This is a genomic window from Kribbia dieselivorans NBRC 106261 (genome assembly GCF_001552435.1).
Classification (GTDB): domain Bacteria; phylum Actinomycetota; class Actinomycetes; order Actinomycetales; family Dermatophilaceae; genus Kribbia; species Kribbia dieselivorans.
Map to the genome: position 1 here is coordinate 1 of NZ_BCRE01000100.1, position 14,313 is coordinate 14,313.

The window sequence follows — 14,313 nt, forward strand, 5'->3', positions numbered from 1 at the left end:
TGACGTGACATGACCACTACGGATACCACCAGCAGCAACGACCACGGCGTTGACATGCGCTGGGTGGCCACGAGATTCGACGGACTCGACGCCCTGTCGTTCGAGCACGTGCATGTTGCGGATCCCGCCGACGATGAGGTCACCATCAAGGTGATGGCGGCCGGCGTGAACCCCATCGACCTAAAGATCCTCGCCGTACTGAACGACCCTGCACTGCTCCCCCACCCGATCGGCAATGAGATCGCCGGCATCGTCGAAGCGATCGGGACAGGTGCACAGGCTGGTTCGCCCGGGATCGAGGTCGGCGACGAGGTCATCGCCTACCACTCTCCGGGCGGTTACGCGACGAGGATCAACGTGCCCGCGAAGGATGTCTTCGCCAAGCCGTCGGCCCTACCGTTCGACGAGGCCGCGGGGCTGCTTCTCGTCGGCACGACCGCCATGGAGATGCTCGACCGCGTCGAGGTGAAGCCTGGCGACACCGTCCTGCTACACGGTGCCTCTGGGTCGATCGGCGCGATGGTGCTGCAGCTCGCCGCCCGTGTCGGCGCGACGGTGATCGGTACAACGTCAGCGCGGAACGCAGAAAACGTCAGCCGTTTCGGGGGCATCCCGATCGAGTATGGGCCGGGCCTGTCCGACCGCGTCCGAGCGGCCGCACCGGAGGGCATCACCGTCGCACTGGACGCGGCGGGTACACCAGAGGCCACTGAGACCTCGCTCGAGTGGGTGAGCGACCGAAACCGCATTCTCACCATCGCGGCAGCACCCGGGGCCGCCGAGCAACACGGCTTCCACCGACTCGGCGGGCCGAAGAGTGTGGAGTTCAGAAATGCGAAACGTGCCGAACTGATCGCGCTCGCCGGTGCCGGCGAGGTGCAGGTGCACATCTCGCACAGGCTCCCGCTCGAGCAGGCGAAGGTCGGCCTCGAGCTCGTCACAAGGGGTGGCGCGGCCGGCAAGGTGGTCCTGCACCCGTAGGACGGTTCCCACTCGGTGACAGCCGCCGGTCCTAGACTCGAATCACGTACGACGATGAGGGAGAAGCCATGAGCAAGGGCAGCGCGACGGTCACCACGGCGGCGGAGCTCGCCAGCGCACTGGCGGACGGCGCACGGGAGATCGAGGTCCAGGGTGAGATCACTGGTTCGCCCATGATCACGTTGCCCCCGGGCACGACGATGCGGGGAGGGAGCCTGCACTTCTCGGCCAAGGGCGTGCGGCTCACGTCGGACAACACGCTCGAAGACGTCACCATTGTCGTGCCCGACCAGGAGACCGCGATCCTCAACGACACGAGCGTCGAGGACCTCGGCACAGTGACCTTGCGGCGCGTCACGACCCGCGGCCAAATCGCGATCCTCGCCGAGGACCGGCTCAGGGCGGGCCACGTGCAGGCTGAGGACGTCCGTGTGCTCGCTGCCGACGTGCGCGGGCGATACCACCGCCCGCACGGTTTCGGAGTCGACGCCCTCCAGGGAGCGTTCACCCTGTGGAACCGCCAGCCCGACCCAGCGGCCAGGCTCACCGCCGAGTTGTTGGACATCTCCGCCGGCACCGCGGAGGAACCCGTTCGCGGCTCCGGCGTGTTCGTCGGTGGCCACGGCGACTGGAACGGGAAAGCCGATGGAGGCACTCTCACCATGATCCAGTTGCGGACCGGAGAAATCCACAGCGACGGCGGTATCCCCGAGGGCACGCCCGACCTGATCTCGGGCGGGGTCTTCGTCATCAGCGGAGCCACCGTCGAGGAACTTGTCTCCGCAGGCCCGGTCACCACCTACGGGCAGAACGACATGGTGCTGGACAACTGGGGCACGGTGGGCACCTGGGCAGCGACCGCGGCCGTGACGTCGCATGGTCCCAGCGGCATCGGCTTCGTCAACTTCGGCGACATTGACACCCTAGACGTGCAGGCCCCCATCGTCACCACAGGCAAGGGCGCACGCGGATTCAACCTCTACGACGGCAGCCTCCGCGACGCGCGCTTCGAGAGCATCGCGACCACCGGCGACGGTTCGATGGGCATCCAGATCAGCAAGCCCTTGGGATCGCTCACCGTCACCGGCGACGTCACCACGACCGGCGGCGAAGGCCTGAGCCTGGTCAAGGGCGTGCAGATCACGCTTCAAGCCGTGGCGCTCAGCGTCAAGCAGGGCGGGTCGGTCGACTCGCTGCAGATCGGCGGCCGGCTCGCCACCGCGGGCAGCAACGTCACCACCCTAGAGGTCGAAGGACAGGTGAACCACTGCAGCATTGCCGGCGGCGTCGTCGCGACCGGCGAGGGCTCCGACGCCGCGCATGTCGCGTCCGGCGGACGGATCGATCTCGACGGCGTGCAACTCACGGCAGAGCACGGAGAGACGCTTCTGCGGAGCTGAGATCGCCCCGGCGACGCAAGATCGCTGGGCTATCGGTTGACGTAGGCCATGTGCTCGGCGTTGTAGCGGTCGCCGTGTACGCCGATGCGCGAGGCGAGACCGTCGAGGTCTGAGCGCTCGTCGGCGGACAGCGCGACCTGCGTCGCGCGTGCGTTCTCGCGGATCCGCTCGGTGCGGATGTCGCCCTCCGTGAATGCGGTGGACGTGTTGACAGTTCCGGTGAGGAATCCCTTGCCGAGCGGGCTGAACGGCACGAACCCGATGCCCAGTTCCGCGAGCGTCGGTAGTACCTCGGCCTCCGGATCGCGGGTCCACAGCGAGTACTCGCTCTGCACCGCGGTCACCGGATGGACCGCATGCGCGGCGCGGATCGTGTCCGCGGCTGCCTCGGACAGCCCGAAGTGCTTCACCTTGCCCTCGGCGATCAACTCCCCCACGGTGCCCGCGATCTCCTCGATCGGCACCTGCGGATCCACCCGGTGCTGGTAGAACACGTCGATCGCCTCGATCCGCAGCCGCTTCAGCGACGCTTCGGCAACGCGGCGGATCTGCTCGGGCCGGCTGTCCAGACCCACGCTCGTGCCGTTCTGGATGTCCCAGCCGAACTTCGTCGCGATGATCACCTGGTCGCGGATCGGCTGCAGCGCCTCACCAACGAGCTCCTCATTGACGTAGGGGCCGTACACCTCCGCGGTGTCGAAGAACGTCACGCCTTCATCGACGGCCGAGCGGAGCACCGTGATCATCTGGTCTCGGTCGCCGGGGTTGGGGCCGTAGCTCTGGGACATGCCCATCGCGCCGAGCCCGATCGCGGAGACCTCCAGGCCCTGTCCGAGTGTTCTGATGTGCGTCGTCGCTGCTCCTACTGGTGATAGCGGTTCTGACATGGGTTCTGCACGGCGCTGACCCTGGTCAGCGGCCTGCAGGCGGTCACGGGTTTGCCACCGGACCCTGCACGTCGTATCGCAGCCACACGCTGCCGTCCTCGAGCGGTTCGACGTGCTTCAGCGAGAATCCGATCGGCGCGGGTGCAGAGAACTTCTCATTGGCCTCGAACAGGGAGTTGGTGTCGTTCTCCCCGTCCGCGGTCGGCATGAGAACCAGGCTGATCTCGTCGCAGAGCCCTTGGCGGATCATCGACCAGTTCAGGGTGGGTCCTCCGCCGAGGATGATCTCCTCCATGTCGAAGAGGTCGCCAATCTTGCGGACGGCCTCGGCCATGTCAAGCTGCTTATCCCCCGCAATGAGGTAGGAGACGCCGACGGACCGCAGATGTGCCTTGAAGGCATCGCTCACCGCGGCCGGGATCAGCTCGACGATGTGAGCGTCGACGTCCAAGTATGTGAACGTGCTCCGATCCCACGCGAGCACGCCGGAGCGGTCGACGGCGAAATAGTGCATCCGCGCGTCGGGGTCGGTGATGAAATCGCCGGCCGGCACGGGCTCAGTCGGTTCCGGGAGTTCGACCTCCGGCTCACCGCCCAGGATCGCCCGGCTCGTCCCGGTTCCGCTGATCCACCCTCGGTGCTTCGTGAAGAAGCGGTTCTCACCGAGGAACAGATCGAAGTAAAGCTTCTGCGAGCGCATCCCGACGGATGTGACGTTGGCGATGCCGTCGACCTTCCCGTTGAGCAGTGAATGCATGTGGCAGATGATTCGTGGGCGGGACATTTTCGGCTCCTGGTGCTGGTACTTGATCTGGCGGATTCCGGTGGGCCTCAGGGCTCGGGGATCTCGATGCCGAATGACTCAAGGTCGAGTTCGTCGGGGACCATCGTCATGCCCTGCTCCAAGGCGTCGATGCGCGCGATTTCCTCGGCTGAGAGCTCGAAGTCGAAGACGTCGAAGTTCTCCGCAATCCGCGCCGGCCGCACCGACTTCGGGATGATCTGGCGGCCCTCCTGAAGGTGCCAGCGCAGCATGACCTGAGCAGGCGTCTTGCAGTCGCATCGAAGCGTGTCGGGTAGGCCTGGTGCCCCGCGTGACAGGGACGGATCTGATCTTCCCGCAGATCGCCTTCAGCGCGGTGGCGGCCGCCACTCAGGACGGGCCTCCACTCGAGGGACGAGGACGCCGAATAACTCTATCGCCGCTACCTGTGGATCACTCTCGACGGGCTCCGCGCGGACGGCCGCACGTCCGAACTGCCCGACGGATCGCTGACCACCGCCCAGACCCACTCACTGCTCCAGCCGACGAGGCAGGATCAGAACATGCCGCATGCCGAAGCGAACAGCGGAATCAACGACGGCACGACGGCGAACGTGCCGTGAGTCAACCCCTTCATCGGTATACCTCTCGACGGTGTCCGACCCTGAGCACCAGGACAACCAGTTCATCGTCCTGAATGTCATAGACGATTCGGTAGTCACCGACGCGAATTCGGAACTCACCGTCACCGCCCTTCAACTGGATGCACCCGGAAGGGCGTGGATCGCGTGCGAGCGACTCGATCGCATCGAGCAATCGACGGGCCATCTGCTTATCGAGTTTCCGAATGACCTTTGCCGCGGAGGGGACATAACTGATCGCGTATGGCATCGAACAGGCTCAGAGGTCAAGCTCCCGCATGAGCTCATCGTGGGACACTCGCCCCTCCTCGTTGCGAGCCTCGAGAGCACCGCGGACGTCAGCCTGATCCTCCAGCGCCCGCAGCGCTCGGTCGAAGAACTCGGGCGACACGACCACTGCACGGCGACCGGCTCCGCGCGAGGTGATCTCGACAGGCTCTCGCTGCGCCGCAGCGATGTAGTCGCTCTGCTGGCTACGGAACTGAGACAGGGTCACGGAAGTCATGACCCCACAGTACAACTTGTACAAGTTGTACTCAAGCGGTGGGCGGGACATCCAGACGTTGAATCGGGTGCCAGCTGTGGCGCGCCCCCAAGCGCTCGCCCGAACCCGCGCCCGATGTTCGCTGAACGGAGCTTCGGAGGCGGAGGAGCCGCCCTGTCAACTTGACGCGGTTGGTACCACTGACAAGGGCGTGATCGCGGCCACTTGGTCGGGGACCCGATCCTGCGCGACCTCCAGTTCGCATCGCGTCTGGAGGTTGAGCCAGAACTGTGGGCCCACCCCGAAGTACCGCCCCAGGCGCAGCGCCGTGTCGCCAGTGATCGCACGCGTGCCGTGCACGATCTCGGTGATGCGCCGCGCAGGTGCGCCGATTGCCACAGCGAACTTGTTCTGGGTGATGCCGAACCCCTCGAGGAAGTCCTCCACGAGGACCTCATCCCGCAGCGCGTCCTGCGCCTGGCAGGTGTCCAGCAGGTGCACCTTCCTGTTCGCTGCCTCGCCGAGCGAGGCTTCCAGTAGGTCTGAGGCGGAACGACCTCAACCGCCGTCGACGTGGCTGCGCAGGGCGCCGGCGAGGGGTGGGAGATGGGTCTCCACGACATCGCGGACGACGTCCACATCGACTCCGAAGTACTGGTGGACGAGGATGTTGCGGAAACCCCGGATCTGCGGCCACGGGATCTCCGGGTGCGCCCCCCGCGATCTCCTCAGGAAGGTGGTTCACGGCGTCACCGATGATCTGGAGATTGCGCCCGATCGCATCCTCTGCCATCTCGACGAGATCCGTGTCGTCGCCGAGAGCGCCGACGTAGCGTTGGCACCGCTAGATGGCAACGAGGACATCAGCGATGCGCAGCCCCGGGTCGCGACTCACAACGCGACAGCGTCGGCCATCGCCGACGCCGAGATCGGGCGCTTGAGCAACTGGACAGGGAATACGTCAATGGCGTCCCGACCGAACAGCGCTCGGGTCTCCTCCATCAGCCCAGAGGCCCGCATGAGCAGGTTCCCGCCCGCGGGGTCCATCTCGACGAGGATGTCGATGTCCGAGCCCGAGTGCGCGGTACCGCGGGCAACCGAGCCGAACAGCTTTGGGCTCGTCGCCCCGTATCGGTCCAGGAGCACCTGAAACTCGTCACGACGCGCGGCGAGGACCTCGCGCATGCGCGCGACTCGGGCGTCATGGTGACCTCGGACATAGAGTCAGAATACCGGCCCCGGCCTTGCTCAACAGGGTCCGCGAACTTCACCCATCACACGTTGAAGCGGAACTCCACCGAGTTCCGGTACGGAGAGCCATCACCACATGGCCGGCGCTCCATCATGGTGCGCCGCGAGTGCCGGGTGCGATGACGTCGAGTCCAGCAGACTTCGCCGCCTCACCGAGGCGGTGGTCGTACGTGAGGACCGCGTCGGCATCAAGACGGATCGCCGCTTCCAAGTGCAGTGCGTCGAGGGTGCGCAGATACGGCATCGGCAAGAATCCGGCGGACCGATACGTGGCCCTGTCAAGAGCCGCGAGCGACACTCCGTCCAGTGTCTCACTGACCTTCGACTGGTCGCGCCCCTCCCGCACAGCCATGCGACGCAACTCCGTCTCAAGCAGGTCGCAGGAGACAAGCCGGGCGTCCGCTTGGTCAAGCCAGTCAACCAGCTCCTGGGTCTCGGGCTGTGCGACCAGCAGCGCTCCGAGCGCAGAGGTGTCGACATAGACGAGGGGCATGTCAGTCACACCCGATCCTCCCGCAGTTCATCGAGTATCCGAGTCATCGGGCGGTCCCCCTCAGACGGCTCGGGCTTCAACGCCGCCCATCCACCGACGCGTTTGGCCGGCCGGGCGATGGGCAGCGTGGGGGCTGGGGCATCGAGGGGGACGATGCGACCGACAGCAACTCCGCGATTGGTCAACACGAAGGAATGCCCTTCGCCCACCGCGCGAAGCACGCGTCCGGACTCATTACGCAGTTCACGTTGCGAAAGGCGCTCGACCTGCGGCTCGCCCGTACTCATGACGCAATCGTAGCACCCGCGCTACACGTTGAAGCGGAACTCCACCACGTCACCGTCGCGCATGACGTAGTCCTTGCCCTCCATACGCACCTTGCCGGCCTCCTTGGCCTTGACCATCGACCCGGCCGCGAGCAGGTCCTCGAAGGACACGATCTCGGCCTTGATGAAGCCGCGCTCGAAGTCGGTGTGAATGACCCCGGCGGCCTGCGGGGCGGTCCACCCCTGGTGGATCGTCCACGCACGAGCCTCCTTCGGCCCCGCGGTGAGGTACGTCTGCAGACCGAGCGTGTGGAAGCCCTTGCGCGCCAACTGGGCTAGACCGGGCTCGGTGATCCCGACGGACTCCAGCAACTCGCGGGCGTCCTCCTCGTCGAGCTCGGCGACCTCGGACTCCAGCTTCGCGTTGAGGAAGATCGCGTCCGCCGGCTCGACCAGCTTCTGCATCTCCGCCTGGAACGCCTCGTCGGTCAGCTGGTCCTCGTCGATGTTGAAGACGTAGATGAACGGCTTGGTCGTCAGCAGACCGAGGGTGTGGGCGTGCTCCTCCTCGACGTCGCTCGACCCGGCAGCCATGGCGGAGAAGAGTGTGGTCCCGCCCTCGAGGACGGCGCGGGCGGCGAGGGCGGTGTCGAGCACGGCCTTGTCGGTCTTCTTGCCCTTGACCTCCTTCTCCAGCCGCGGGATCGCGTTCTCGAGGGTCTGGAGGTCGGCGAGGATCAGTTCGGTGTTGATCGTCTCCATGTCGGAGGCCGGATCGACCTTGCCGTCGACATGCGTGACGTCGTCGTCGTCGAAGGCACGCACGACCTGGCAGATCGCGTCGGCCTCGCGGATGTTGGCGAGGAACTTGTTGCCCAGGCCCTCACCCTCGCTGGCCCCGCGCACGATGCCGGCGATGTCGACGAACGAGACCGTCGCCGGCAGAAGCCGCTCGCTGCCGAAGATCTCGGCGAGCTGGCCGAGCCGCTCGTCCGGCAGCGGGACGACGCCGACGTTCGGTTCGATGGTTGCGAACGGGTAGTTCGCGGCGAGGACGTTGTTCTTCGTCAGGGCGTTGAACATCGTCGACTTGCCGACGTTGGGGAGACCGACGATTCCAATGGTGAGTGCCACGAGTTCAGGAGTCTACTGAACCCAGACGGGGCGCCCACCACCCGAGCACGACTCCGAGCGCCGAACCCGCCGCCGCACCGGTCACCGTCCCGATGAGCAGGACCTGCCACCATTGCCACAGCACGGTCGGCGTCGTCGCGCCGGCGAAGATGATCGCCATGGCGGGGATCCACCCGAGCCCGGCGATGAGAATGGTGGCCCACACGAAGATCCGGGCCTTGAGGCGGGGATGGGTCGTTCGCAAGGCTCACGCCTGTGCCAGTCCGAGGGCACCCACCGACGCATCACACCCGAGGTGCGCTGAACCGCCATGCCTCCATCGTGTCTCGGCGGGTGCGACGGCACGCCGAGAACGGGTCAGCGGGCCAGGCCGTCCTCGAGATAGGCGGTCGCGCCGGGCGCCTTCCCGAGGACTGAGCGGATCATGCGTGCGGTGTAGGCCGCGACCCGGTCGTCGAGGTCCTCGAGCGGGCACCAGGCCAGCGACCGAATCTCCCGCCGCTCCAACTGCGCTCCGTCGATGATGTCGGCCGGGTGGGTGCCCAGGTCGTACAGGCACAGCAGTGCGTCGTCCCAACCCCGGTAGGGCGGCAGCCAGTTCACGGCCAGCAGGTCGCCCGCGGGGATGCGCAGATCGAGTTCCTCGTGGACCTCCCGCGACACGCAGGTGGCCGGGGACTCGAGCGGGTCGACCACTCCGCCGGGCAGGTCCCACGCGGCCTTGTAGGTCAACTCGCACAGCAGAATGTCGCCGGCCTCGTTGCGGGCCAGGCCCTGCGCGATGAGTCGCTTGGTCGGCAGCTTGTTGTTCAGTACCCGGATGTGGGCCAGGCGCTGAGCCTCGACGCTGGGGTCAGGCTGGTCACTGTTCTCGGGCATGGCCCCAGCGTAGGCGGAGCGTCGCACGTTGCGTTGTCGGTGGTCGCTGACAGGCTGTCGGACATGGAGATTCCCCTCGCAATCGCGATCGTCGCAGCGCTGGTGGCGGCCGTTCTGGGCGCGCTGCTGGCCTGGCTGACGGTGCGCGCCGAGGTGACCGGTCTGCGGGCCGAGCGCGACGGGCTGCGCGAGCGGCTCGACGACCTCGAGTTCGTCACCGAGGGCGATGGCCGCACGGCTGCGGCCCTGGCGCCGCTCGGTGAGACGCTGCGTCGGGTCTCGGTCACGGTTGAGCAGCTCGAGCGTGACCGGGTGGCGCAGTTCGCCTCGGTCAGTGACGCCCTGGTCCGGGTCGAGGACACGGCATCACGGGTCGGGCGGGAGGCCTCGTCGCTGGCCTCGTCGCTGCGGGTGTCGTCGGTGCGGGGCGCGTGGGGTGAGGTCCAGCTCCGCCGAGTACTCGAGGTCTCGGGGATGCTCGCCCGCTGCGACTTCGATGTGCAGGCCCGTGGGGCGAACGCGGCCGAGCGCGCGGTGCGCCCGGACGTCGTCGTCCACCTGCCCGGCGGCAAGCATCTCGTCATCGACGCCAAAGCACCGATGAGCTACTGGTTGCAGGCCCAGGCCGAGGACATCGACCCAGCCGAGCACGACCGCCTGCTCGAAGCCCACGCGGCCTCGCTGCGTTCCCATGTCGAGACGCTGGCGGGCAAGGCCTACTGGACGGCGTTCGAACCGTCCCCGGAGATGGTCGTCTGCTTCGTCCCCTCCGACGCGACGCTGGCGGCGGCCCTGTCACGCGCGCCCGGCCTGCATGAGGAGGCCATGGCCGACCGGGTCGCCCTGGCCTCCCCCGGCACCCTGCTCGCGCTGCTCCGCACGGTCGCCTACACGTGGCAGCAGGACACCGTCACCCGCGATGCCCAGGAACTGCTCACCGTCGGCCGCGAGCTCTACGCCCGGCTCGCCACGCTCGGCGAGCACGCCACCCGCATGGGCCGATCCCTTCAGCGCTCCGTCGAGGATTACAACCGGCTGGTGGGCTCCTTGGAGTCGCGGGTGCTCGTCAGCGCCCGCCGCATGAGCGAGATCGGCCTGAGCACCGACGAGATCGACGAGGTGCCGGCGCTGACGACGACGCCGCGGCCGCTCACTGCGCCGGAGTTGCTGGATGTCGTCGCCGACACCCGGCCGGAGCTCGACTTCGACGTGCCGGCTGCCCGGCGGCAGGAGGAGGCCTCCTGAGCGAGGTCGCCGCTGGAACCATCGCCTGCTAGATCTCCAACGCCCGGGCGATCGGCACTCCGGCCCGGTAGCTGAGGTGCACATGGTTCGGCGCGTCGAGGACGGTCAGGTCGGCCCGGGCCCCGACGACGATGCGACCGATGTCGTCGCGGTGCAGGGCCCGGGCTCCTCCGCGGGTGGCCGCCACGACGGACTCGGTCGGGGTCAGGCCCATCTCGCGCACCGCGAGCGCGATAACGAACGGCATCGAACTCGAGTAGCACGTGCCCGGGTTGCAGTCGGTGGCCAGCGCCACGGAGGCTCCCGCATCGAGCAGGGCCCGTGCGTCCGGGTAGGGCGAGCGGGTCGAGAACTCCACCCCAGGGAGCAGGGTCGCCGTTGTCGTGTCGGCACTCGCGACGAGCGCGTCGACGTCCTCCGGCGCGAGGTACGTGCCGTGGTCAACGCTGGCGGCGCCGAGTTCACACGCCAGCCGCACCCCCGGTCCGGGGCCGAGTTGGTTGCCGTGCACGCGCAAGCCCAGCCCGGCCGCGCGGCCGGCCACGAGTACGCGTCGAGCCTCCTCACCGGTGAACGCGTGCGCCGAGTGCGGCTCGCAGAACACGTCGATCCACCGAGCGTGCGGGGCGCAGGCGGTGAGCATTGGCCCGGTAACGAGGTCGAGGTAGGCGTCCCGGTCGTCGGCGAACTCCGCCGGCACGACATGTGCCCCCAAGAACGTCGTCTCCGCCGTCACCTCCCCCGCCAACCGCAGCGCGCGCACCTCCTGCTCCACCGTCAGCCCGTAGCCGGACTTGATCTCGACGGTCGTCGTGCCCTGAGCGCGCATCTCGGCTACCCGCGCGGTGAGGGCGGCGCGCAACTGGTCATCGTCGGCGGCGCGGGTGGCGGCCACGGTCACCCCGATGCCGCCACCGTCGTATGGCCGGCCCGCCATGCGCGCCGCGAACTCGGCCGACCGGTCCCCCGCGAACACGAGGTGCGTGTGGCTGTCAACGAACCCCGGCAGCACGCATCGCCCCTCGACATCGATGACGGTGTCCGCAGGCGGAGCCGCGTTCGCCGGGCCGATCCACGCGATGGCGCCTTCCTCCTCGTCGGCTGTCGCAACGACGCGTCGTTCGATGACGAGTGCCTGCGCCGCGCGCACCCCGGCGCCCGCTTCGCCCGTGCCGTCGCAGGTCACGAGTTCGCCGATGTTGGTGACGAGCGTGGCGCGGCTCATGAACGCCCTCGCGCGGCCTCACGCGTGATGATGCGGTGGATGAGCCGGGCGGCGAGCCGAGCCGTCCGCTCGTCGATGTCGAGCCGTGGATTGAGTTCGGCGACATCGACATGAATGAGCTTCCCGCTGTCGACGACGGCATCGCAGACGCTCTGGATGACGAACGGTGGAACCCCCAGCGCCGCCGGGGCGCTCACCCCCGGAGCGTCCGCGCCGGGCAGCACATCGAGGTCGATCGACAGGTACACCTCATCAACCTCGGCCACAAACGCCTCGACGAACCGGAGCGCCGAATCCCGCGCCTGGCACAGGTCGTCGGGCAACCAGCGCACACCCAACGTCGTAGCGGTCTCGAACAGGGCCGCAGTATTGCTCGGGCGCGCGATGCCGACCACCGCGTAGGTGAACGGCAACCCGGCAGCGAGGCGATCCCGCGCGATCTGCCGGAACGGCGTCCCCGACGTCGACACCGCCGGCCCGGAGCCTCGTGGCGCGGCCCGCAGGTCGAAATGCGCATCGAGGTTGAGCACCCCCAGCCCCGGTCGCCGCCCCAGCCCGAGGTGGCTGCCGTAGGCGATCTCGTGTCCGCCGCCGAGCCCGACGGTTAGGGGCGCGTGCTCGCGCGCGGCGGTGATCGCCTCTCCGAAACGGCGTTGGCCGGCCTCGAGATCGGCGATCCCCGTCTCAGGAGACTCCACGACGATGTCGCCGTGATCGGCGACGGTCAGTTCCTCATGGACGGCCAGATTCGCCAGCGCCGCCCGCAACGCCGACGGTCCCTGCGCGGAACCGACCCGACCCCCGTTGCGCCGCACCCCCTCGTCGCTGGCGAAACCGAGCAGCGCCGCATCGGCCGGCCGACTCGGTGCCGGCGTGCTCACCGTCTGCCAGAACCGACGATGCTCCGGCCCGTCGCCGTCGTCACGCCCCGACCAGACGAACGGCGCCCGCTCCGACGCGACCTCGCCCATCACGTCTCCGGCCCGTCGCGGATGACCGGGGGCATCGGCACTCGCACGCCCCGCTCACGCGCCACCTGCACGGCCCGGGAGTGGCCGGCGTCGACGTGGCGCATCACCCCCAGCGCCGGGTCGTTCGTCAGCAACCGGGTCAACTTCTCCGCCGCCAGGTCCGTGCCATCGGCGACCCCGACCTGACCGGCGTGGATCGACCGGCCCATTCCCACTCCACCGCCGTGGTGGATCGACACCCACGTCGCGCCCGAACTCGCCGAGGTCAGCGCGTTGAGCAGCGGCCAGTCGGCGATCGCGTCCGACCCGTCGAGCATCCCCTCGGTCTCGCGGTAGGGCGAGGCGACCGACCCGGCGTCGAGGTGGTCACGCCCGATGACGATCGGAGCGCCGACCGCGCCGGTCCGCACGAGGTCGTTGAACAGCACTCCGGCGCGGTGACGTTCGCCCGCGCCGAGCCAGCAGATCCGCGCCGGCAGCCCCTCGAACTCGACATGCGCAGCGGCCGCATCCAGCCAGCGATGCAGGTGGGTGTTCACGGGGAAGAGGTCTTTCAGCGCCGCGTCGGTCACGGCGATGTCGGCCGGGTCGCCCGACAGCGCCACCCACCGGAACGGCCCCAGGCCCTCGCAGAACAGCGGCCGAATGTAGGCCGGCACGAATCCGACGATCTCGAATGCCCGCGCGCACCCGCCCCGACGCGCTTCGTCACGGATCGAGTTGCCGTAATCGAACACGACGCATCCGGCGTCCTGGAAACCGACCATCGCCTCCACGTGGGTGGCCATCGAGGCGCGAGCGAGCGTGGTGAAGCGTTCCGGATCGACCTTCGCCACGCGGCTCCAGTCCGCGACGTCAATCTCGACCGGCAGGTACGTCAAGGGGTCGTGGGCGCTGGTCTGGTCGGTGACGACGTCGACAGCCACGAGCCCCGCGCGCTGCCGCCGCAACACCTCCGGCACGACCGCGGCCGCGTTCCCGACCAGACCGACGGACAGCGCGCGACGTGCCGCCTTCGCGGCGGACGCCTGCGCGAGCGCATCGTCGAGACCGGTGGCGATGACGTCGAGATACCGCTTGGCCACACGACGCTCCAGTCGCGCGCGATCGACGTCGACGACCACCACGGCACCGCCGTTGAGCGTGACCGCCAATGGTTGCGCGCCGCCCATCCCGCCACAGCCGGCGGTCAGGGTCAGGGTGCCGGTCAGCGTCCCGCCGAAGTGCTCACGCGCCACGGCCGCGAACGTCTCGAACGTGCCCTGCAGGATGCCCTGCGTGCCGATGTAGATCCACGAACCGGCGGTCATCTGGCCGTAGACCATGAGCCCTTCGGCCTCGAGCCGACGGAAGTGCTCCCAGGTCGCCCAGTCGCCGACGAGGTTCGAGTTGGCGAGCAGCACGCGCGGCGCCCATTCGTGGGTACGCACGATGCCAATCGGCTTGCCCGACTGCACGAGCAGCGTCTCGTCGTCGTGCAGGTCGCGCAGCGACGCGACGATGGCGTCGAACGCCGCCCATGAACGCGCCGCCCGACCGGTGCCGCCGTAGACGACGAGGTCGTCGGGGCGTTCGGCCACCTCGGGGTCGAGATTGTTCATCAGCATCCGCAGCGGAGCTTCGGTCTGCCAGGTTCGCGCCGTGATCTCGGGTCCGCGTGGGGCGCGGACGGGTCTCGCTCCGTCCATCTCGG

19 protein-coding genes are annotated in these 14,313 nt (G+C 68.2%); 3 read left to right on the forward strand and 16 right to left on the reverse strand.

What is annotated here, in order from left to right; translation table 11 throughout:
- The first annotated feature begins 54 nt into the window (after positions 1–54).
- Entirely contained in the window at positions 55–981 is a 927-nt protein-coding gene (locus KD1_RS09020) for a quinone oxidoreductase family protein (RefSeq protein ID WP_068400754.1), read from the forward strand.
- Positions 982–1,049: 68 nt separating this feature from the next.
- Positions 1,050–2,381: a hypothetical protein gene (locus KD1_RS09025; RefSeq protein WP_068400757.1), complete on the forward strand. Its 1,332-nt coding sequence runs from the start codon at positions 1,050–1,052 to the stop codon at positions 2,379–2,381.
- Positions 2,382–2,410: 29 nt separating this feature from the next.
- Here KD1_RS09025 and KD1_RS09030 read toward each other — a convergent pair whose 3' ends face one another.
- The 13 genes from KD1_RS09030 to KD1_RS09080 all read right to left on the reverse strand — a co-directional run bounded on the left by KD1_RS09030 (position 2,411) and on the right by KD1_RS09080 (position 9,179).
- The gene (locus KD1_RS09030; protein ID WP_068400760.1) at positions 2,411–3,268 is read right to left on the reverse strand and encodes an aldo/keto reductase; all 858 of its coding nucleotides are present in this window, start codon (positions 3,266–3,268) and stop codon (positions 2,411–2,413) included.
- Positions 3,269–3,311: 43 nt separating this feature from the next.
- Entirely contained in the window at positions 3,312–4,052 is a 741-nt protein-coding gene (locus KD1_RS09035; protein ID WP_068400763.1) for a dihydrofolate reductase family protein, read from the reverse strand.
- Between the two features lie 47 nt (positions 4,053–4,099).
- A complete protein-coding gene (locus tag KD1_RS09040) occupies positions 4,100–4,369 on the reverse strand; it encodes an aldo/keto reductase (RefSeq protein ID WP_370670753.1) in 270 nt (89 codons plus the stop codon).
- A gap of 295 nt (positions 4,370–4,664) precedes the next feature.
- Positions 4,665–4,922, reverse strand: a complete 258-nt coding sequence (locus tag KD1_RS09045) for a type II toxin-antitoxin system RelE family toxin (RefSeq protein WP_068400769.1) — start codon at positions 4,920–4,922, stop codon at positions 4,665–4,667.
- 9 nt (positions 4,923–4,931) lie between these two features.
- Positions 4,932–5,177, reverse strand: coding sequence for a type II toxin-antitoxin system prevent-host-death family antitoxin (locus tag KD1_RS09050; RefSeq protein WP_068400835.1), 246 nt, complete (start codon positions 5,175–5,177; stop codon positions 4,932–4,934).
- 156 nt (positions 5,178–5,333) lie between these two features.
- Positions 5,334–5,603, reverse strand: a complete 270-nt coding sequence (locus KD1_RS09055) for a HigA family addiction module antitoxin (protein ID WP_083542315.1) — start codon at positions 5,601–5,603, stop codon at positions 5,334–5,336.
- Positions 5,604–5,714: 111 nt separating this feature from the next.
- Positions 5,715–5,888 (reverse strand): HepT-like ribonuclease domain-containing protein, encoded by a 174-nt coding sequence (locus KD1_RS17650; RefSeq protein ID WP_217995852.1) that lies wholly within the window; start codon positions 5,886–5,888, stop codon positions 5,715–5,717.
- 159 nt (positions 5,889–6,047) lie between these two features.
- Entirely contained in the window at positions 6,048–6,341 is a 294-nt protein-coding gene (locus tag KD1_RS09060) for a nucleotidyltransferase family protein (protein ID WP_068400772.1), read from the reverse strand.
- A gap of 157 nt (positions 6,342–6,498) precedes the next feature.
- Positions 6,499–6,900, reverse strand: coding sequence for a type II toxin-antitoxin system VapC family toxin (locus tag KD1_RS09065; protein ID WP_245627337.1), 402 nt, complete (start codon positions 6,898–6,900; stop codon positions 6,499–6,501).
- 5 nt (positions 6,901–6,905) lie between these two features.
- Complete coding sequence (locus tag KD1_RS16235; protein ID WP_083542313.1) at positions 6,906–7,187, reverse strand: type II toxin-antitoxin system Phd/YefM family antitoxin; 282 nt, start codon at positions 7,185–7,187, stop codon at positions 6,906–6,908.
- Between the two features lie 21 nt (positions 7,188–7,208).
- Entirely contained in the window at positions 7,209–8,300 is a 1,092-nt protein-coding gene (gene ychF / locus KD1_RS09070) for a redox-regulated ATPase YchF (protein WP_068400779.1), read from the reverse strand.
- Between the two features lie 4 nt (positions 8,301–8,304).
- A complete protein-coding gene (locus KD1_RS09075) occupies positions 8,305–8,544 on the reverse strand; it encodes a hypothetical protein (protein WP_157073262.1) in 240 nt (79 codons plus the stop codon).
- Positions 8,545–8,657: 113 nt separating this feature from the next.
- Entirely contained in the window at positions 8,658–9,179 is a 522-nt protein-coding gene (locus KD1_RS09080; protein ID WP_068400785.1) for an NUDIX domain-containing protein, read from the reverse strand.
- 63 nt (positions 9,180–9,242) lie between these two features.
- Here KD1_RS09080 and KD1_RS09085 point away from each other — a divergent pair, with 63 nt between their 5' ends.
- Positions 9,243–10,424, forward strand: coding sequence for a DNA recombination protein RmuC (locus KD1_RS09085; RefSeq protein ID WP_068400788.1), 1,182 nt, complete (start codon positions 9,243–9,245; stop codon positions 10,422–10,424).
- A 28-nt stretch (positions 10,425–10,452) separates the two neighbouring features.
- On the opposite strand, the gene hutI is transcribed toward KD1_RS09085, so the two are convergent.
- The 3 genes from hutI to hutU are packed head-to-tail and all read right to left on the reverse strand — an operon-like array spanning position 10,453 to position 14,308.
- Positions 10,453–11,649 (reverse strand): imidazolonepropionase, encoded by a 1,197-nt coding sequence (gene hutI / locus KD1_RS09090; RefSeq protein ID WP_068400791.1) that lies wholly within the window; start codon positions 11,647–11,649, stop codon positions 10,453–10,455.
- Positions 11,646–12,620: a formimidoylglutamase gene (gene hutG / locus KD1_RS09095; RefSeq protein WP_068400793.1), complete on the reverse strand. Its 975-nt coding sequence runs from the start codon at positions 12,618–12,620 to the stop codon at positions 11,646–11,648. The genes hutI and hutG overlap by 4 nt, the downstream gene beginning before the upstream one ends.
- Positions 12,620–14,308 carry a urocanate hydratase gene (gene hutU / locus KD1_RS09100; RefSeq protein WP_068400796.1) on the reverse strand — a complete coding sequence of 563 codons (1,689 nt, stop codon included), beginning with the start codon at positions 14,306–14,308 and terminating at the stop codon, positions 12,620–12,622. The genes hutG and hutU overlap by 1 nt, the downstream gene beginning before the upstream one ends.
- Positions 14,309–14,313: the final 5 nt, after the last annotated feature.